This window comes from Haloferax marisrubri (assembly GCF_001469875.2).
Lineage (GTDB): Archaea > Halobacteriota > Halobacteria > Halobacteriales > Haloferacaceae > Haloferax > Haloferax marisrubri.
In genome coordinates, this window is sequence record NZ_LOPW02000005.1 from 92,915 (window position 1) to 111,290 (window position 18,376).

General features: G+C 64.2%; 18 protein-coding genes and 3 tRNA genes. 12 read left to right on the plus strand and 9 right to left on the minus strand.

Going from position 1 to position 18,376, the window contains the following annotated elements; genetic code table 11:
- Positions 1–44 precede the first annotated feature (44 nt).
- The 6 genes from AUR65_RS04885 to AUR65_RS04910 all read right to left on the minus strand — a co-directional run bounded on the left by AUR65_RS04885 (position 45) and on the right by AUR65_RS04910 (position 6,995).
- The gene (locus AUR65_RS04885; protein WP_058569136.1) at positions 45–1,421 is read right to left on the minus strand and encodes an MgtC/SapB family protein; all 1,377 of its coding nucleotides are present in this window, start codon (positions 1,419–1,421) and stop codon (positions 45–47) included.
- A gap of 151 nt (positions 1,422–1,572) precedes the next feature.
- Positions 1,573–2,196 (minus strand): hypothetical protein, encoded by a 624-nt coding sequence (locus AUR65_RS19455; RefSeq protein WP_146047385.1) that lies wholly within the window; start codon positions 2,194–2,196, stop codon positions 1,573–1,575.
- A 468-nt stretch (positions 2,197–2,664) separates the two neighbouring features.
- Positions 2,665–2,739: transfer RNA gene (locus tag AUR65_RS04895), tRNA-Glu, on the minus strand.
- Between the two features lie 86 nt (positions 2,740–2,825).
- Entirely contained in the window at positions 2,826–4,802 is a 1,977-nt protein-coding gene (locus AUR65_RS04900) for a 3-hydroxyacyl-CoA dehydrogenase/enoyl-CoA hydratase family protein (RefSeq protein ID WP_058568976.1), read from the minus strand.
- Positions 4,803–4,943: 141 nt separating this feature from the next.
- Positions 4,944–5,525, minus strand: coding sequence for a DNA-3-methyladenine glycosylase family protein (locus tag AUR65_RS04905; RefSeq protein ID WP_058568977.1), 582 nt, complete (start codon positions 5,523–5,525; stop codon positions 4,944–4,946).
- Between the two features lie 108 nt (positions 5,526–5,633).
- Entirely contained in the window at positions 5,634–6,995 is a 1,362-nt protein-coding gene (locus AUR65_RS04910) for a putative ATP-dependent zinc protease (protein ID WP_058568978.1), read from the minus strand.
- A gap of 131 nt (positions 6,996–7,126) precedes the next feature.
- Between AUR65_RS04910 and AUR65_RS04915 the strand changes: the two genes are divergently transcribed.
- From AUR65_RS04915 to AUR65_RS04940, 7 genes are all read left to right on the plus strand, one after another.
- Complete coding sequence (locus AUR65_RS04915) at positions 7,127–8,152, plus strand: succinylglutamate desuccinylase/aspartoacylase family protein (RefSeq protein ID WP_058568979.1); 1,026 nt, start codon at positions 7,127–7,129, stop codon at positions 8,150–8,152.
- Between the two features lie 110 nt (positions 8,153–8,262).
- The gene (gene sdhC / locus AUR65_RS04920; RefSeq protein ID WP_004974453.1) at positions 8,263–8,658 is read left to right on the plus strand and encodes a succinate dehydrogenase, cytochrome b556 subunit; all 396 of its coding nucleotides are present in this window, start codon (positions 8,263–8,265) and stop codon (positions 8,656–8,658) included.
- Positions 8,658–9,029, plus strand: coding sequence for a succinate dehydrogenase hydrophobic membrane anchor subunit (locus AUR65_RS04925; RefSeq protein WP_008094908.1), 372 nt, complete (start codon positions 8,658–8,660; stop codon positions 9,027–9,029). Before sdhC ends, AUR65_RS04925 begins: the two co-directional genes overlap by 1 nt.
- Positions 9,029–9,910 carry a succinate dehydrogenase/fumarate reductase iron-sulfur subunit gene (locus tag AUR65_RS04930; protein WP_058568980.1) on the plus strand — a complete coding sequence of 294 codons (882 nt, stop codon included), beginning with the start codon at positions 9,029–9,031 and terminating at the stop codon, positions 9,908–9,910. The genes AUR65_RS04925 and AUR65_RS04930 overlap by 1 nt, the downstream gene beginning before the upstream one ends.
- Positions 9,911–9,965: 55 nt before the next feature.
- Entirely contained in the window at positions 9,966–11,813 is a 1,848-nt protein-coding gene (locus AUR65_RS04935) for an FAD-binding protein (RefSeq protein WP_058568981.1), read from the plus strand.
- 158 nt (positions 11,814–11,971) lie between these two features.
- Positions 11,972–12,069, plus strand: a tRNA-OTHER gene (locus tag AUR65_RS19680).
- 237 nt (positions 12,070–12,306) lie between these two features.
- Positions 12,307–12,525, plus strand: coding sequence for a helix-turn-helix domain-containing protein (locus tag AUR65_RS04940; protein WP_058568982.1), 219 nt, complete (start codon positions 12,307–12,309; stop codon positions 12,523–12,525).
- Between the two features lie 12 nt (positions 12,526–12,537).
- Here the strand turns inward: AUR65_RS04940 and AUR65_RS20585 are convergent, their stop codons facing one another.
- A complete protein-coding gene (locus AUR65_RS20585) occupies positions 12,538–12,696 on the minus strand; it encodes a DUF7563 family protein (RefSeq protein WP_013035319.1) in 159 nt (52 codons plus the stop codon).
- Positions 12,697–12,971: 275 nt separating this feature from the next.
- Here AUR65_RS20585 and AUR65_RS04945 point away from each other — a divergent pair, with 275 nt between their 5' ends.
- On the plus strand, positions 12,972–13,391 hold the full coding sequence (locus AUR65_RS04945; RefSeq protein ID WP_058568983.1) for a hypothetical protein: 420 nt from the start codon (positions 12,972–12,974) through the stop codon (positions 13,389–13,391).
- Between the two features lie 82 nt (positions 13,392–13,473).
- Here the strand turns inward: AUR65_RS04945 and AUR65_RS04950 are convergent.
- Together AUR65_RS04950 and AUR65_RS04955 are read right to left on the minus strand one after the other, a co-directional pair.
- Positions 13,474–13,547, minus strand: a tRNA-Thr gene (locus AUR65_RS04950).
- An 11-nt stretch (positions 13,548–13,558) separates the two neighbouring features.
- A complete protein-coding gene (locus AUR65_RS04955; RefSeq protein WP_058568984.1) occupies positions 13,559–14,125 on the minus strand; it encodes a GNAT family N-acetyltransferase in 567 nt (188 codons plus the stop codon).
- Between the two features lie 329 nt (positions 14,126–14,454).
- Here AUR65_RS04955 and AUR65_RS04960 point away from each other — a divergent pair, with 329 nt between their 5' ends.
- From AUR65_RS04960 to AUR65_RS04975, 4 genes are read left to right on the plus strand one after another with little or no spacing between them, the layout of a single operon-like run.
- Positions 14,455–15,393, plus strand: a complete 939-nt coding sequence (locus AUR65_RS04960; protein WP_172795825.1) for a branched-chain amino acid ABC transporter permease — start codon at positions 14,455–14,457, stop codon at positions 15,391–15,393.
- Entirely contained in the window at positions 15,390–16,757 is a 1,368-nt protein-coding gene (locus AUR65_RS04965; RefSeq protein ID WP_058568986.1) for a branched-chain amino acid ABC transporter permease, read from the plus strand. The genes AUR65_RS04960 and AUR65_RS04965 overlap by 4 nt, the downstream gene beginning before the upstream one ends.
- Complete coding sequence (locus tag AUR65_RS04970; RefSeq protein WP_058568987.1) at positions 16,750–17,613, plus strand: ABC transporter ATP-binding protein; 864 nt, start codon at positions 16,750–16,752, stop codon at positions 17,611–17,613. The genes AUR65_RS04965 and AUR65_RS04970 overlap by 8 nt, the downstream gene beginning before the upstream one ends.
- Positions 17,610–18,371, plus strand: a complete 762-nt coding sequence (locus AUR65_RS04975; RefSeq protein WP_058568988.1) for an ABC transporter ATP-binding protein — start codon at positions 17,610–17,612, stop codon at positions 18,369–18,371. The genes AUR65_RS04970 and AUR65_RS04975 overlap by 4 nt, the downstream gene beginning before the upstream one ends.
- The last annotated feature ends 5 nt before the right edge of the window (positions 18,372–18,376 follow it).

Genomic DNA, 18,376 nt, shown 5'->3' on the forward strand with positions numbered 1-18,376 from the left:
GTGCCGAGGCGGGGTTTCGCGTCCGACGGGCCGTCCCGCGAGACTCACGGCCGAAAGGCGACGATGACGACGCCGACGACGCCGGCGGCCACGAGGAGTGCGCTCCGTCGAGCGACTGGTCCGAAGAGTTCGCGGTCGACGCTCGCCGCGAGCGCGACCTTGACCGCGATACTCGCGACGGTGCCGGCGAGGACGCCGACGACGGCGGTCGTCCCACCGATTGTACCGCCGCCGTAGAGCGTGACGGCGGTCGTGACGACCGACCCGCTCGACACTAACCCGCCGATGAAGCTCGTCACGATGAACCCGGTCGCGCCGAAGTACTCCTGTGCCGCCGCGGAGGCGAGCAACACGAGGAGGAAGAACACGCCGAACCTGAGTGCGCTTTCGAGGCTGAACGGCGACTCGAACGACACGTCGAGGTCGACGCCCCACTCGCGGGAGTGCAGCGCGTAACTCACCCCGACGAGCGCGACGAGGCCGAGAGGAACCCCTACCTCGACCGCCAGCTCCGGCACGAACACGACGACGAGCGAGAGGTTCCGGAGCGCCATCGCCGCGTCGGCCATGAGAATCGCGCTGGCCGCGAGCGGCCGAATCGACGGGTTTCGACTCGTCCGCCCGGCTATCTCGCCGATGACGGCGGTCGAGTTCACCAGCCCGCCGAAAAACCCCGTGATGGCGATGCCGCGGTCGCCGTATCGCCGGATGATGACGTAGTTGACGAAGCCGATTGCGCTCACCGCGACGACGAGCAACCAGACGGTTCGGGGGCTGACGGCGTCCCACGGCCCGACGCGACCCTCGGGAAGTAGCGGGTAGACGACGAACGCGATGATGGCGAACTCGACGGCGCTCCGAACCTCGTCGGTCGTCAGCCGACGGGCGAACCCGTGGAGTTCGCGCCGCAGGACCAACAGGAGCGACGAGGTGAGCGCGACGACGACCCCCTCGATGACGAAGCCGCTCACGACGGCCGCGCCGACCGCGTACGCGACCAACAGCGACGTGGACGTGGTGAGCGAGAGGCTCACGCCGAGGTCGTCCAACCGCGCGGCTCCGGCGTCGTCGCGTCGGGCGTCGCCGGCCTCGGTGTCGGAATCGACATCGAAGTCCGCGTCGGAATCGTGGTTCGGGTCGGTCTCGCGGTCGGCGCTCCGGGCGTTCGACCGATGTTCGACCAGTCCGCGACTCCCGAGCAACACCGCCTGCACGACCACCAGCAACCCGCCGGCCGCGAGGAGGACGTCGCTCCCGACGGCGACGGCGACGCCCCCGAGGAGACTCGTCAGCGTGAACGTCCGCACGCCGGCGCTCTTTTTCGACCGCTCGCGTTCCAACCCGAGGAACATCCCCAACGCCGCCGCGACGAACAGGCGGACCACGACGGGGTCGATTTGCGCGACGAACTCTTCGAGCATCATCGAACCCCCGAACGTCCGTGTTCCATGCTATCGAGTATATTTTAATTGCTATCGTTAAAAACGTGTAAGCTAATCAAATGGCCGAAGTATTTGATATTACTTGTTGTGTGGATCTATTTACGTCGGCGAGCACGCGCAGATTCTTGGTTTAATTCAACTCAACAAAATCTGTATTCTTATTGATGACCACTTGAATCTCATGTTCTTTCTTATAGTAGTGATCTTTTACACCCTCAAACCGGAATTTCTTCCCCTCACCAAGATATGGATGCTTGACACCATCTTCAACAATGAACGTGACTGGACGAAATACGCTGTCATCTGTGAGTTCTCCTTTCATATCTGGGATCTCACCCGTGTTCTTTTTTATAAAAAATATCGCGTCAATCGTCGCTTCGACGTCAACGTACTTTCCTGATCCACTAAAGTCGTCAAGCTCCCAGAGTTCGTTAGTTGATGCCTGCTGTCGTTTTGTCTGATTACTCTCTGATTCTGTCCGCTTGTTCGGTCTCTTCTGGCTCTTTTCCTGAACAGGTATTTTTTGAACTCTGCCGTACAGATAGTTGACGTTGTTTCCCGTACCCCAGCGGAAGTTTGAGATGGTGATGTCTAAATCCCGAATGGAGTCTAGGTGCCCGAGGTCATCGTTACCTTCTAAGACACACTTTGTCTTGCCGACCTCACCTGGATCAACAACGAACCATCCATCATCGGTTCTTTCCAGACTAATCCTTCCAGATGCACCTTTTTCAGTAAACCAACTCTGTGACATTTGTCAGACAATTCATTCTACACCAGTTAAATATCATTCCGATCTGCGTTTTACGGAGCAACTCAGATCCGATCTCTTGACTTCAAACAACCGCCGCTGATGTCTGATTAATACTGTTCACTCGACAAATGGCTGATTGCTGTGCAAATTGGAGTCTATCCTTGATAGTCTAAATCGGAGTTCCGGTATCACGAACCCATTTGACTCAGGAGGGAACTTGAACCTCAATCGCAAATCAGAGATTTGCTCGCTAGTTCAAATCCCTCGTCGTGCATTCAGTCTCACAAGACCGAGAGACACGGAGGTCTCTCGGAGATTTGTGTTCGACAGAAGTGCTCGGTAGGGGATTTGAACCTCAGTCGCTCACTCTGTTCGCTCCCTGCTTCAAATCCCCTTGGCTCTCAGTTCCTGCTTCACAGTCCAAGCGACACGCGGAGCGGTCGCTTGGAGGATAGTTCAGCAGAGAAGTGCTCGGTAGGGGATTTGAACCCCTGTCCTCGGCTCGAAAGGCCAAGATGATTGGCCGGACTACACCAACCGAGCGTCTGCATTCACGAGTGGTCGTTGGACTATTTTAAGCGTTGCGTTCCATCGTGGGTGAGTGAGAGGAACCCACCCACGACGGCGGCTTACTCGCCCGTGAACTCGGGGTCGCGGTCGCTCGTGAAGGCGGCGATGCCCTCCATCAGGTCAGCGGTGGTAAACAGCAGGCCGAACGCCTGTGCTTCGACTTCCAGCCCGGAGTCGGTGTCTTCCCAGCCGTTGTGCATGGCGCGCTTGGTGTAGCGCTGGGCGACCGGCGGGCCCTGTGCGAACCGCTTTGCGTACTCGAAGGCCCGCTCTTCGAAGCCGTCGTTCTCGACGACCTCGTTGATGAAGCCGTAGTCGGCCATCGTCTCGGCGTCGTAGCGGTCGGCGCTGAAGATAATCTCCTTCGCGCGGCCGGTGCCGACGATGCGCTGGAGGCGGACCGTGCCGCCCCACCCGGGGAGGAGCCCGAGGTCGTGCTCGGGTTGGCCGAGTTCGGAGCGCTCCGTCGCGATGCGGAGGTCGGCGCACATGGCGAGTTCCATCCCGCCGCCGAGACAGAAGCCGTCGATGCCGGCGATGACCGGCTTGTCGAGTTCCTCGAGTTTTCCGAACGTCTGTTGGCCCTTCCGAGAGATTTCGACGCCCGAGACGGCGTCGCCGCCGCCCGCAGCGATGCTCGTTACGTCGGCCCCGGCGGAGAAGGCGCGGTCGCCGGCCCCCGTGAGGAGCACGGCGCGAACCTCGTCGTCGTCGGCGAGTGTGTCGAGCGCCTCGGAGAGTTCGTCCATCAGTTCGATGCTGATAGTGTTGAGGCGGTGCGGGCGGTCGAGGGTGATGTGGCCGATGCCGTCGCGCACCTCGACGGATATGTCGTCGAACGCGGGGGCGTCGTCAGATTCCTCCTCGCCGCCGTAGAAGCCCTCGCCGGATTGGGTGAGGTCGCGGAGGTACTCGACGGCCTCGTAGCGCTCCGCACCGGTCTCGTCGTGGTGTTTGTCGAGCGCGTCGACGAGGGTGGCGATGCCTGCGTTGTCGGCCATCTTCGCCGGACCGTCCGGGAAGCGCCCGCCGAGTTTGACCGCGCGGTCGATGGCGGCCGGGTCGGCGACGTTGTTCCCGACGAGGCCGGCGACCTCGTTCGCCATGACGCCGAGCAGGCGGTTCTTGACCGCTTCGCTCCCCTCGTCGTGGGGGACCTCGGCGCCCTCGCCGTCCTCGTAGTCGTAGAAGCCCTTGCCGGTCTTCTGTCCGAGGTCGCCTTCTTCGACCTTCTCCGAGAGGAGCGGACAGGGTTCGTAGGCGTCGCCGAGCACCTCGTGCATGTATTCGAGGACGTGGTAGCCCACGTCGATGCCGACGTAGTCGGCGAGTTCGAAACTCCCCATCGGGAGGCCCATGTCGTACTTCGTCGTGGAGTCGACTTCGGCCATCGTCGCGTCGCCGGAGTGGACGATCCACGCGGCCTCGTTCATCAGGGGGACGAGGATGCGGTTCACGATGAAGCCGGGGCTGTCCTTGCGGACGCGGACGGGCGTCTTGCCCATCGCCTCGGCGAGGTCCTCGACGAGTTCGAGCGTCTCGTCGGCGGTGTGTGCGCCCGAGATGACTTCGACGAGGTCCATGCGGACCGGCGGGTTGAAAAAGTGCATCCCGCAGAAGCGCTCGGGTCGCTCCGTCACTTCGGAGAGTTCGGTGATGGAGAGACTGGAGGTGTTGGTGGCGAACACCGTGTGGTCGGGAGCGTGTTCCTCTAATTCGGTGTACACCTCCTTTTTGATGGACATCTTCTCGGGGACGGCCTCGATGACGACGTCGGCGTCGGTGACGGCCTCGCCGAGGTCCACCGCGGTCGAGACGCGGGCGAGCGCGGCGTCGGCGTCGTCCTGCGACAGTCGGTCCTTCTCGGCGAGTTTGTTCAGCGACCACTCGATTTGGTCGTAGCCCTTCTGAACGAACTCGTCTTTGATGTCGCGCAGTACGACGTCGTAGCCGGCGAGGGCCGCGACCTCCGCGATGCCGTGGCCCATGTTGCCCGCTCCGAGAACGGTGATACTGTTGACGTCATCTACGTTCATGGACGAACGTTATAGTGCGCGGCGGTTTCAACGTTTCCCTCGCGCGAAATATAAACGAAACAGGCGTTTATTCAATCGACAGAAGACATCGACGCAGTCTGTCGATTATTCGGGGCTCCGTTACTTTCCACCTTTCCAGCGTTAGTCCACGGACCGCCAGAGATAGTGACTGGCGTAGCTCCGATAGGGGGCCCATCGCTCGGCGCGCTCGCGCATCTCGCCGCGGGAGACGGCGTCGCGTTCGAACCCGAAGACGTGTTCCATGCCGCGTCGAATCCCGAGGTCCTCGACCGGAAACACGTCCTCGCGGGCGAGCACGGAGATGAGGAACATCTTCGCGGTCCAGTCGCCGACGCCGCGAATCTCGGTGAGCGCCGCGACGACCTCGTCGTCGTCCATCGCTTGGAGGGATTCGGCCGAGAGGCCGTCTTGGAACGCGTCGGCGACGTTGCGGACGTAGCCCACTTTCTGGTTCGAGAGGCCGCAGTCGCGCAGGACGCTCTCGTCGGCGGCGAGTATCCCCTCGGGGGTGACCTCGACGCGGTCGAGCAGGCGGTCCCGAATCGTCGCCGCCGCGGTCGTCGAGAGCTGTTGGTTGACAATCGAGACGACCAGTCGCTCGAAGGGGTCGTCGGCGGGGTCGAGCGAGAGCGGGCCGTGTTCTTCGACCACATCGCCGAGGTGCGGGTCCGAACGGAGTTCGCGGTAGGCGTCGTCGCTCATCGACTCGTGGTTGGGCCGTCGGGGAGAAAAGTGCGCGTGTCTCGGGAACGGTCGCGAGCGCACGCGACAGCAGCGGGCGCGTCTGTCGCGGGCGCGGCGTCGGCCGACTTACTCTTCGAGGAGCTCTTCTTCCTCGTCGTCGCTGTCGTTGCGGTCGGCGTTGGCGCGGCGGCGCACGTCCACGCGGTAGTGTTCGAGGATGTCGCGGCCGAGCAGCAGCGGGTAGTCCATGTGCGAGCGGTCCTCGACGCTGGCGGTCACGGTGTGCTGGGTGCCGCCGATACCGATGACGAGGTCGACCACGGGGCGGGCCTTCCCGCTCTTGAGGCTCCCGGACTTCACGCGCGTCATGCTCTTGATTGGCCCCGCGCCGATTTCGGCGGCGAGGCTCGTGTCGATGCTCGTCCGGGTCGCACCGGTGTCGGACTTCGCGAGGGTCTGCTGGGAGCCGCTGGTCCCGTTGACGACGACCTCCTCGATGTAGCCGATGAGGGGCGCTTCGCCGTCGATGATGGGCGACTCGTTGGGGGCGCACGAGGGGACGGAGTCGTCGAGCGTCGCCGACAGTTCCTCGACGCGCGTCTCGTCGACCTCGCCGCCCGCGCGCTCGATTGCGAGCTTCGCGATGTGCGGCGCGGGGCTCTTACCCGTCGCCTGGTAGAGACCCTTGAAGCCGGCCGTCGGGTTCGCTTCGAGGACGAACCAGCCGTCGTCGCCCTCCACGAGGTCGACGCCGACGTAGTCCATCTCCATCACTTCGGCGGCGTAGAGCGCCGTCTCCTTGGCCTCCTCGGGCATCTCGTCGGTCGCGTCGAGCACGTCGCCGCCGAGAGCGACGTTGGTCCGCCAGTCGCCCTCCGGGGCGTAGCGGTACATCGCGCCGACGATTTCGCCGTCGACGATGTAGACGCGCAGGTCGCGGTGGCGGTCGCCGTCGCGGTCGATGAGCTTCTGGAGGAACGCCTGTCGGTTGCCGACCTTCGGGTTGACGGGCTCGGTCAGGTCGACCTTCCACGTCCCGCCGCCGTGGGTCCCGATGGCGGACTTGTAGACGCCGACGTCGCCGAAGCGCTCGCGGCCCTTGTTGAGTCGGTCGTTCGAGAGCGCGAGGAGCGCGTCGGGCACCTGGATGTTCCAGTTGGCGAGCGTCGCGGCCGTGGCGAACTTGTGGATGGCCGCGAGGACCGCGTCGGGCTCGTTGAGCATCGGTCGGATGCGGTTGAACGTCGTCGCCAGCCCGAGCAGTTCGGCGGGTTCTTCGGTGTTCGACAGGAGCAGTCGGTTCGCGATGATGTCCACCTCAGGCTCGACTGTCACCTCGCCGTCTTCGATGCTGACCGCCGCGTTCTCCCGACGGAGCCACACCGGTTCGTGACCGAGGTCTTCGACCGCGTTGAGGATTGCCTTCGTCTCCTTGCTGTTGTGCAGAGAAAGCACGCCGACACGTACGGTGTCGTCTGTGGTGGACATACTCAGTTGATATTGTCCGGGTTTCAAAGACATGACGGTCGAGAGCCGGCCGCCCGGGGTTCGCGGGCGCGAGGACGGCGTCGGGCGGTCCGTCGCGACCGTTTATAACCCCGGCCCTCCCATCGCATCACATGGCCGACAACGAGGCCTTCACCTACAACGGCGGGAAGGTCGAGCCGGGCGAGACACAGGACATCCGGTACGGCATCTCCGAGACGTATCTCGGCGACCCGGTTCGCATCCCCGTCACCATCATCAACGGGGAGCGGCCGGGGCCGACCGTGTTCCTCTCCGCCGCCGCCCACGGCGACGAACTGAACGGTATCGAGGTCGTCCGCGAGGTGGCGTACGAGTGGGACCTCGCGGACCTCGCGGGCACGCTCGTCTGCATGCCGGTGATGAACGTCCCCGCGTTCCTCGCCCAACAGCGGTACCTCCCCATCTACGACCGCGACCTGAATCGGTCGTTCCCGGGCTCCGAGACCTCCACGGGGGCCAAGCGGATGGCCCACCGCATCTACCAGAACTTCATCGCGCCCTGCGACCTCGGGATCGACTTCCACACGTCGACGCGGGGGCGGACCAACATGCTCCACGTCCGCGCGGACATGTCCGACCCAGCCGTCGCGCGTCTCGCCAACGCCTTCGGCTCGCACGTCATCATCGACAGTTCCGGGTCCAGCGGGATGCTCCGGACCGAGTCGTCGGCGAGCGGGACGCCGGCTATCACCGTCGAGATGGGCGAGGCACACCGCTTCCAGCGCGAACTCATCGACGAGGCGCTCGCGGGCGTCGAGAGCGTCTTCGCCGAGTACGGCCTCCGGGGGACCTCGACGGTCAACTGGCCGGGCTGGCGGACCGTCATCTCGGACGAAAACGAGAAGACGTGGCTCCGCGCCGACGCGGGCGGCATCGTCGACATGCACCACGACCGCGGCGCGCTCGTCCACGAGGGCGACCGCATCTGCACGATTACGAACCCGTTCAAGGACGACAACGTCACCGTCGTCGCCCCCTTCACGGGCCTGCTCGTCGGCGTCCTCGAAAACCCGGTCGTCTACCCCGGGAACCCGCTTTGCCACCTCGTCGAACTGAAGGACAAGGTGCGGCGCGTCGTCGAGCGCGAGCAGTCCGGCGCTCCCGAGACGACGCTCTGAGACCGGCCGCTCCGAACTGAGACACACGGGGTCCGGCGATTCTTGCCAACCCTCACGAAACTCCATACACGTAAGTTCTATACCCTCCCCTTCCCGACACTCACAAGAGCATGAGTCAGTCTTACAATCGGGGCCTCATCGAGGACTTCAGCAGATGGCGGGAGTTCTCGGCCGGCATGTGGGCCTGGATATTCCACAAGTTCACCGGCTGGGTGCTTGTGGGCTATCTCTTTACCCACATCGCCGTGTTGTCGACGGCCCTCTCGGGCGCGGCGGCGTACACGAACACGATTCAGGCGCTGGAGAGCCTCCTAGTCGTGCGTATTCTCGAAGTCGGACTGCTCGCGGTAGCGGTGTTTCACATCCTCAACGGACTGCGACTGCTGTTCGTCGACCTGGGCGTCGGGCTGGAAGCGCAGGACAAGAGCTTCTACGCGTCGCTCATCCTGACGGGTGTCATCGTCGTCGCGAGCGTTCCCACGTTCCTCTCGGGGGTGAGCATCTAATGGCAGAACGATACACGTCCTTCGAACCCGGCGGCCGGCGGTGGCTCTGGCAGCGGCTGACAGCCGCCTTCCTCGTCGTGGTGCTGGCGTTCCACTTCTTCCTGCTCCACTTCGTCAACCACGCCGACGAAGTGACGTTCGCCCTCTCACAGGCGCGCATGGAGCAGTTGACGTACTTCTCGCTGATGATCCTGTTCCTCGTCACCGCGACGTTCCACGGGGTCAACGGCGTCTACAACGCCCTCGTCAACCAGGGCCTCTCCGGCACCCGGAAGACGGCGGTCAAGGCGATTCTCGGTCTCGCGAGCGTCCTCCTCATCGTGCAGGGCGTCCGCACGGCCCTCGCGTGGGCCGGAGGTGTTCCCATCTAATGAGCACGCAAGTTCCCGAATCTGTCGAAGAGGAATCGACCACGGAGACGGCGTCCGCCGGCAAGCAGAAGCGCGACGCGAAAAAGCGCGAGCGCGCCGAGCGAGTCCAAGAGCAGCGCGAGGCCGAGGCGGCCGAGAAGGCGCGCTCCGCGGACGACACGTTCCACCTCAAGGTCTTCCGTTACGACCCCGAGGTGCCGGAGAAACAGGAGCCCCGCTTCGACGACTTCCACGTCCCGTACAAGCAGGGGATGACGGTCCTCGACGCCCTCATGTGGGCGCGGGACCACTACGACTCCTCGCTTACCTTCCGGCACTCCTGCCGGCAGGCCATCTGCGGGTCCGACGCGCTGTTCGTCAACGGCTCGCAGCGACTCGGCTGTAAGACCCAGCTGTCGGACCTCTCGGAGCCGATTCGGGTCGAGCCGCTCCCGCACGCCGACGTGGTCAAAGACCTCGTCGTCGACATGGAGCACTTCTACGACCAGATGGAGTCGGTCGAGCCGTACTTCCAGACGAACTCGCTTCCGGACGGCGAACTCGACGAGCAGCGCCAGACGCGCGAGAACCGCGAGAAGGTCAAGATGTCCACCCGCTGCATCTGGTGTAGCGCGTGTATGTCCTCGTGTAACATCGCCGCCGGCGACAACGAGTACCTCGGTCCCGCGGCCATCAACAAGGCCTACCGCTTCGCCATGGACGAACGCGAGGGCGAGGACATGAAACAGCGCCGCCTCGAAATCCTCGAACAGGAACACGGCGTCTGGCGCTGTCAGACCCAGTTCTCCTGTACCGAGGTGTGCCCGAAGGACATCCCCCTCACGGAGCACATCCAGGAACTCAAGCGCGAGGCGATTAAGAACAACCTGAAGTTCTGGTGAACTTCCCGGTGAAACCCTGAAGTTCGACCAACCCTACGACACACCCAAACACACCATGTACGAACACGACGTTATCGTAGTCGGCGCGGGCGGGGCGGGCCTGCGCGCGGCGATTGCGGCACACGAGGAAGGGGCCGACGTGGCCATCGTGTCGAAGCTCCACCCGGTCCGAAGTCACACGGGCGCGGCGGAGGGCGGCATCAACGCCGCGCTCCGCGAAGGCGACTCGTGGGAGGACCACGCGTACGACACGATGAAGGGCTCGGACTATCTGGCAGACGCGCCGGCGGCCGAGACCCTCTGTAAGGACAGCCCGAAAGAGACCATCAAGCTCGAACACTGGGGGATGGCGTTCTCCCGTGACGACGACGGCCGCGTCAGTCAGCGACCGTTCGGTGGGCTCTCGTTCCCGCGGACCACCTACGCGGGCGCGGAGACGGGCCACCAGCTGCTCCACACGATGTACGAGCAGCTCGTCAAGCGCGGCATCAAGGTCTACGACGAGTGGCACGTGACCCGACTGGCCGTCTCCGACGAGGAGAAGCCCGAGGACCGAAACTGTCACGGCATCGTCGCCTACGACGTGCAGACCGGACAGGTTGAGGGCTTCCGCGCCCGCAACGGCGTCATCCTCGCCACCGGCGGTCTCGGACAGGTCTACGACCACACGACGAACGCGGTCGCCAACACCGGCGACGGCGTCGCCATGGCCTACCGCGCCGGCGCGCCGATGGAGGACATGGAGTTCATCCAGTTCCACCCGACGACGCTCCCCTCGACGGGCGTCCTCATCACCGAGGGTGTCCGCGGCGAGGGCGGTATCCTCTACAACGAGGACGGCGAGCGCTTCATGTTCGAGTACGGCTACGCGAACAACCTCGGCGAACTCGCCTCGCGCGACGTTGTCTCCCGGGCCGAACTCACGGAGGTCAACGAGGGCCGCGGCATCGAAGACGAGTACGTCCACCTCGACATGCGCCACCTCGGTGAGGAGCGCATCATCGACCGCCTCGAGAACATCGTCCACCTCTCGGAGGACTTCGAGGGCGTCAACCCCCTCGAAGCGCCGATGCCGGTCAAGCCCGGCCAGCACTACGCGATGGGCGGTATCGAGACCGACGAGAACGGCGAGACGTGCATCTCCGGCCTCTACGCGGCCGGTGAGTGCGCCTGCGCGTCCGTCCACGGCGGCAACCGCCTCGGCGGCAACGCGCTCCCCGAACTCATCGTCTTCGGGAAGCGCGCCGGCCACCACGCCGCGGGCAAGGACATGGAGGAAGCCGAAATCACGACCGGCAAGGTCGGCGACTACGAACTCGGCGAGGTCGACTCGCCGGTCGAACTCGGCGAAGCCGGTATCGGCGAGGACGCCGTCGCGGACGGCGGGACGGCGGCAGACGCCGGCGCGTCCGCCTCCGGGGCCGACCTCGTCCAGCGCGCCGTCGAAGACGAGCGCGAGACCATCGACACCCTCCTGGAGCGAGAAGACGGCATCCAGCAGGCCGAGATTCGCGAGCGCGTCCAGAAGTCGATGACGCGCAACGTGAACGTCTTCCGCGAGGAGTCGGCGCTCAAGGACGCGCTCCGCGACATCCGCGAGGCGCGTGAACTCTACCAGGACGTGTTCGTCGGCGACAAGTCGCGGACGTTCAACACGGACCTCCTCCAGACGCTGGAGACGCGCAACATCCTCGACATCGCGGAGGCAATCACGCTCGGCGCGCTCGCGCGCAACGAGTTCCGCGGTGCCCACTGGCGCAAGGAGTACCAAGAGCGCCGCGACGAGGAGTGGCTCAAGCACACGATGCTCTCGTGGAACGACGGCCGCCCGGAACTCTGGTACAAGCCGGTCATCCTCGAAGGCGAGAACAAGACGTACGAGCCGAAGATTCGGAGCTACTGAGCCGACCTCGGCCCGTCCGAGTCGCGGACGACCTTCTCTTTCGACGCCGACACGACCCGACGCAGAGCGGCGCACCGACGGCGCTCACCCCGTCAAACCGTGAGACTGCGACCGAGTCCACCAACGGCTATTTGCCCGCTCGACCCTTACGTCCGACCGGAAGGGTGGCTCAGTGGTAGAGCACACCGGCACAGGCCCTCACGGTCGGTCCGGTGGTTTTCAATGGCTTCGCGTGGTTCGACTCCCGCCCCTTCCGTCTCGAAACCGCGGGCCGTCGAGGCGCGAGCGCGCCGAGTGGACCGCGACTCGCTTCGTTCGACGACAGTCGAAGTCGGCGGCGTCGAACGCCGCATTTCATACAATGTATATTCGTGACGGATACAACGATTCTCCCGAATTCGGGACGTTCGAAGCCTCACTCTCGTCCTCTGTTCTTCGACGATTGTTGTAAGAGAGTTTTATTATCGTCGAAGCAAAGAGGATGACAACGACCATGCAACAGACGGTTCCGACCATCGAAGTCCCCGGCGAACTCGAATCGCCCTCGGCCAAACTCGTGTACCTCTATCTCACCACGAACGACGGCGCGTCCATCACCGACCTGCAAAACGGGCTGGAGATGAAGAAAATCGCTCTCTACAGCATTCTCAGTACGCTCTCGAAGCGCGGCTTCGTCCGACAGGACGCCGAACACTACCACGTCGCTCAGTAACGGTCCGGTCCGTTAGTGATTTCTCGGTGAACGCGCCGCTCGCACCTGTGCGCCGTCGCGAACCATATCCTCGCAGTTCGGGCAGACGCGCGGATTCTCCATGCCATCGGGGGTGAAGACTCGGGCGTATGCGGGCGTCACGAACGAACCACAGTTCTGACATTCCGGCATGGTAACTAGTATCCTCCATGAATATCACATAAGTTTTCTCCCTACCCGAGTGCGAGAATCAAGCCGACGAGGAGGAGCGCGAAGATGAGAAGCGTCACGGCGAGCATGAACTGGTCGGTCGCGTTCATACCGAACAGGACGTTCCGGGTAAAGATAAAATTCCGTCTCGACGGCCGTCAACCGGCACGCAGGACGGCGTTCTCTGATTTTCTCCCACGATAACGAGGGGGTAGAACTAAATTCCTCGCCTCCGTCGGTCCCGTAACGGTCCTCCAATGGAGTTCGTGTACGCGCTGTCTGGGTTGTTCGCCGGGCTCTTTCTCGGAGCCGTGGCTGTCGTGACCGCGCTCACGTACACGCCCTACGGCGCGTCGCTGTTCGACACCGCGATAACGGCGTTAACCGGCGTCACGCTCCAACTGGGCAATCTCCTGTTCATCTCAGCGCTCACCGCATTCGCGTTCGAAGGACTGGCGATGAGCGGCATTCGGTACCCCGTCGTCGTCCCCGCGGCGTTCGCGTACGTACTGACCCACGTCACCGTCTACTACTCGTGCATCCGCATCACCGACCTCCAGTCGGAGCCGCTCGACCCCGACATTATCATCAAGCATAACCCGTTCCGCGCGCTCGTCCTCGGCGTGCCGGGGTCGCTCCTTCTCATCCGCGTGCGGTCGCCCGCCCGCCGGAACTGACGGCGCGTCGGCGCGGCTCTCGGTGCGACTGTGGCTCGTGACGGACGAGGCGAAGTAGGAACCCGAGCGAAACGGCGAGAGAAGCCAGGAGTGGGATTTGAACCCACGAAGTCTCGATTACAAGTCGAGTGCATGAACCGCCCATGCTCTCCTGGCGCGTCTGTCGATTACCGGTCCTCCTTTGAGTGTGTATCGTTTCGCATCGATTTCTCCAGTTCGACGCGGTGCGGTCGATAGCCGTGTCGCCGGTAGAACCGACGGGCGGCGGCGTTGTCCGCAAGCACGTCCAGCGCGACGGTATCGGCTCCGGCGTCCTCGAGCGCGGCCTCTGCGGCCGTCAGCAGTCGCGTGCCCACACCGGCGTCTCGGTGCGCCGGACGGACGAACAGGTTCCGAATCATCCCCCGTGTCGCGTCCTGTTCGTACGCCCCCGCCTCGATGTCGAACATGACGAAGCCGAGGATGTCGCCCGCCTCCGCGTCCTCCACGCCTTCCGCGCCGCTTCTGTCGCCTCCGCCGTCTCTGCCGGTCTCTCCGGTCGCGTCGTTCTCCTGTCCCTCTCGGGCGACGAGCACGCCGTCGGCGGCGACGTGTCGCGCCAGCGCCTCCCGAATCGGTGTTCGGTTGGCGTCGGCGCGGAGGTGCGACCCGAACGCCCGCTGGTCCGCGGCGAGTTCGACCCACAGGTCGTCGAGGTCGTCGAGGTCCGAAAACGCCGCCGAACTGACGCGCATGGGGGTCTGTCGTGGCTCTATCCGCTTTTAAGTGTCGCCGATTTGGGCCGAATTCGAGTAATCGAGGTCCTGCGGGGTGCCAAGCGGGGTCAGTAAAGACGACCGATGAAGAAAGATTTATCTATGTTTATCGTCCGCACATATCATGAGGATAGTTATCAATGGGTATTGCCGAAACCTACTCCCGTGGCAGGCAGTTCGCCATCGAGCGTCCGTTCGCGCTCGTCTTGGCGGTCATCGTAGTCGTACTTCTCGGTGACTTGCTTCGCGGGTTAGCAACAGGGCAGACGCAGTTTGCCGACATTGGCACGCTCGTCTGGGATGGTCTGATGCGGGGGCTCGTAATCGGCCTCGCGGGCATCGGGTTGTCGATGACGTACAGCATTCTAAACTTCGCTAATTTCTCGCACGGCGACTACATCACGGCCGGGGCGTTCTCGGGGTGGGCGACGACGTACCTCATCGCCGGGTTGGGACGCGCCGACATCGGCGCGCTCCTGCTCGTCGGGGCCGGGGGGTCGGTCTACGGCGGGACGCTCGGTATCGGGATGCTCTCGACGCCGCTCGCGGTCGTCGCCGGCATCGTCGTCTCCGGTGCGTTCGCCATCGCGCTGTCGCTGGCGGTCGACCGCACCATCTTCAAACCGATTCGGAACGAGGACGGCATCACGCTCCTCATCACGAGCATCGGGGTCGCGTTCGCGCTCCGCTACCTGATGCAGTTCGTCTTCGGCTCTGACGTGCGCGGCACGACCGCTCAGCCGCCCTCGGTATCGCTGTACTTCATCGACGGCACGGTCTTCATCAACGCGCACGACATCACGCTCCTCGTGGTCGCCTCGGCGCTGATGCTCGGGGTTCACGTGCTCTTACAGCGGACGAAACTCGGCAAGGCGATGCGCGCGATGGCCGACAACAAGGACCTCGCGCTCATCACCGGTATCTCGACCGAGCGCGTCGTCCGCGCGACGTGGATTATCGGCGGCGGGCTGACCGGGGTCGCCGGGTACATGTTCATTCTCTGGAAGGGGACCCTCGGGTTCAACGACGGGTGGCTCCTGTTGCTTCTCATCTTCGCCGCGGTCATCCTCGGCGGCATCGGCTCCATCTACGGGGCCATCGCCGGCGGCCTCGTCATCGGGCTGACGGCGTCGATGTCGGTCCTGTGGATTCCCTCGGCGTTCTCGCGGGCCGCGGCCTTCGTCGTCATGATCGTCATCCTCCTCGTGAAACCGTCCGGGCTGTTCAGCGGGAGGGCGACCGCATGAGCGTCCGCGACGACTTCACCGCCCGCATCCCGGGCGGCGACGCGGGTCTCATCGTGCTGGTCCTCCTCGGGACGTACCTCGCGTACGTCCTCGCCGGGCTCGTCCTCGGGTACACGCTCCGCGGACAGCTCAACTCCATCGCGACGCTGACGTTCTACATCGGCGTCTTCGCCATGCTGTCGCTCGCGCTCAACCTCCATTGGGGGTACACCGGGCTGTTCAACATCGGCATCGTCGGCTTCATGGCCGTCGGCGTCTACGTCACGGCAATCGTGACGAAACCGACGTACGTCGCCGGCGGGGCGGCGCAGGTCGGCGGTCTCGGCCTCCCGCTTTGGGTCGGCATCCTCGCCGGGATGCTCGCGGCCGCGCTCTTGGGACTCGTGGTCGCGCTGCCGGCGCTCCGGTTGCGGGCCGACTACTTGGCTATCGTCACCATCGCCATGTCGGAAATCGTCCGGTTCAGTTTCCTCTCGGGCGAACTCCAGCAGTTCCAGTTGCTCGGTAACCGCGTCGGCTTCGGCGGCGGGTCGGGCCTCATCCTCGACTTCGCTCCGCCGCTGGAGGCGTTGCTTCGCGGTGTCGGTCTCTGGAACGGCTATCTCGGGTTCGTCGACGCCTTCCAGGTCGTGGTGCCGAGGAACCCCAAGCCGGTCGTCGACGGCCTCATCTACGGGCTGTTGCTCCTCGGCTTCGTCGCGGGGTTCTACTGGTTGCTCAAGCGCACCGGCGAGTCGCCGTTCGGTCGCGTGCTGAAGGCCATCCGCGAGGACGAAGACGTGGCGAACGCCCTCGGCAAGAACACGGACCGGTTCAAAATCAAGTCGTTCATGCTCGGCTGTGCGCTCATGGGACTCGCCGGCATCCTCTGGCTCGTCCCGCAGGGCGCGGTGACGCCGAACTTCTTCCGCCCGCGCGTGACGTTCTTCGTCTGGATCGCGCTCATCATCGGCGGGGCCGGCTCGAACACGGGGAGCGTCCTCGGTGGAGCCATCTTCGCGGCGGTGCTCTACCAGGGACCGCGGTACTTCCAGAATCTCGTGTCGGCCGTGTTCCCCAACCTCGACTCGCCGTCCGGCTTCGGGCAGGCAATCTCGCCGCTCATCTCGCAGTTCGACCCCGTGCCGTTCCTCCTGTACACGGTCGACAGCATCCGGCAACTCCAGTTGGTCGTGATGGGACTCGTACTCATCTGGCTGATGCACAACCGGCCGGAGGGGATGCTCGGCTACCGCAAGGAGACCGCGTCCGTCATCCCGCTGTCGCGGCCGAAGTCGATGGCCGCGGACGGCGGCGACGACGACTCGGTCCGCACCGACGGCGGTGTCGACGCCGCGGCTCAGGGAGGTGAGACCGATGAGTGACGCCGCCGACCAGCCCGTCGAAGACGTGGCGAACAAGGTCGACGAGGGCGCGCTCGGCGCGTTCGCCTCCGGCGTCGATACGTCGGTCGACTACCCGCTGCAAGTCGAGGGACTCGAGAAGTCCTTCGGCGGCATCACCGCCGTCGACGGCGCGACCTTCGAGGTCGAGTCCGGAACGCTCACGGGACTCATCGGGCCGAACGGGGCCGGCAAGTCCACGACGTTCAACCTCATCACGGGCATGCTCAAGCCCGACGCCGGGACGGTCACGTTCAACGGCGAGGACATCACCGGCGAGGAACCCCACCAAATCGCCAACCGCGGGATGGTTCGGACGTTCCAAATCGCCCGCGAACTGAGCGAGATGACGGTCCTCGAAAACATGATGCTCGCGCCGAAAAACCAGCGCGGTGAGGCGCTGTGGCGCTCCGTCATGCCGGGCGTCCGCGACGACGTCCGCGAACAGGAAGAGGAACTGCTCGAACGCGTCTGGGAGGTGCTCGACTTCTTCGACATCGCCCACATCGCAGAGGAGTACGCGGGCAATCTCTCCGGCGGCCAGCGCAAACTGCTCGAGATGGCGCGGGCGCTTCTGACCGACCCCGACATGCTGCTGTTGGACGAGCCGTTCGCCGGGGTCAACCCGACGCTGGAGAAGAAGCTACTCGAACACGTACACGAACTCCGCGAGCAGGGCTACACGTTCCTGCTCGTCGAACACGACATGGACCTCATCATGGACAACTGTGAACACGTCATCGTCCTCCACCAGGGCTCGGTGCTCACGGAGGGGACGCCCGACGAGATTCGGAGCAACGAAGAGGTCATCGAGGCCTACCTCGGAGGCAACGTATGAGCGTCGACGCCAACACCGACGCGACGAGCGGCGCGGGCGTCGAGGGGCGCGACGACGTGCTTCTGCGCGTCCGCAACCTCGACGCCGGCTACGGCGACCTCCAGATTCTCACCGACGTCGACATGGACGTGTTCGACGGCGAGTACGTCACCATCGTCGGGCCGAACGGGGCCGGCAAGTCCACGACGATGAAGTCGGTCTTCGGGCTGACCGCCCACATGGGCGGCAACGTCCGGTTCAAAGACGAGGACATCACCGGCCGCCGACCCGAGGACATCATCCACGTCGGCATCGGCTACGTCCCGCAGAACGACAACATCTTCCCGACGCTGACGGTCGAAGAGAACCTCGAGATGGGCGCGTACATTCTCGACGAGGTGCCGCAGGACGCCATGGAGGCGGTCTATGAGCGGTTCCCCATCCTCAGAGAGCGGAAAGACCAGAAGGCGGGCACCATGTCCGGCGGGCAACAGCAGATGCTCGCGATGGGTCGCGCGCTCATGCTCGACCCCGACCTCCTGCTCTTAGACGAGCCGTCGGCGGGGCTCGCGCCCGACCTCGTCGAGGAGATGTTCGACAAAATCGACGAAATCAACGAGGCCGGCACGGCCATCCTGATGGTCGAACAGAACGCGAAGGAGGCGCTCCGGCGCTGTGACCGCGGCTACGTCCTCGCCAACGGACAGAACCGCTACATGGACACCGGCACCGCGCTCCTCGAAGACGAACAGGTCCGGCAGGACTTCCTCGGCGGATAGTCCGT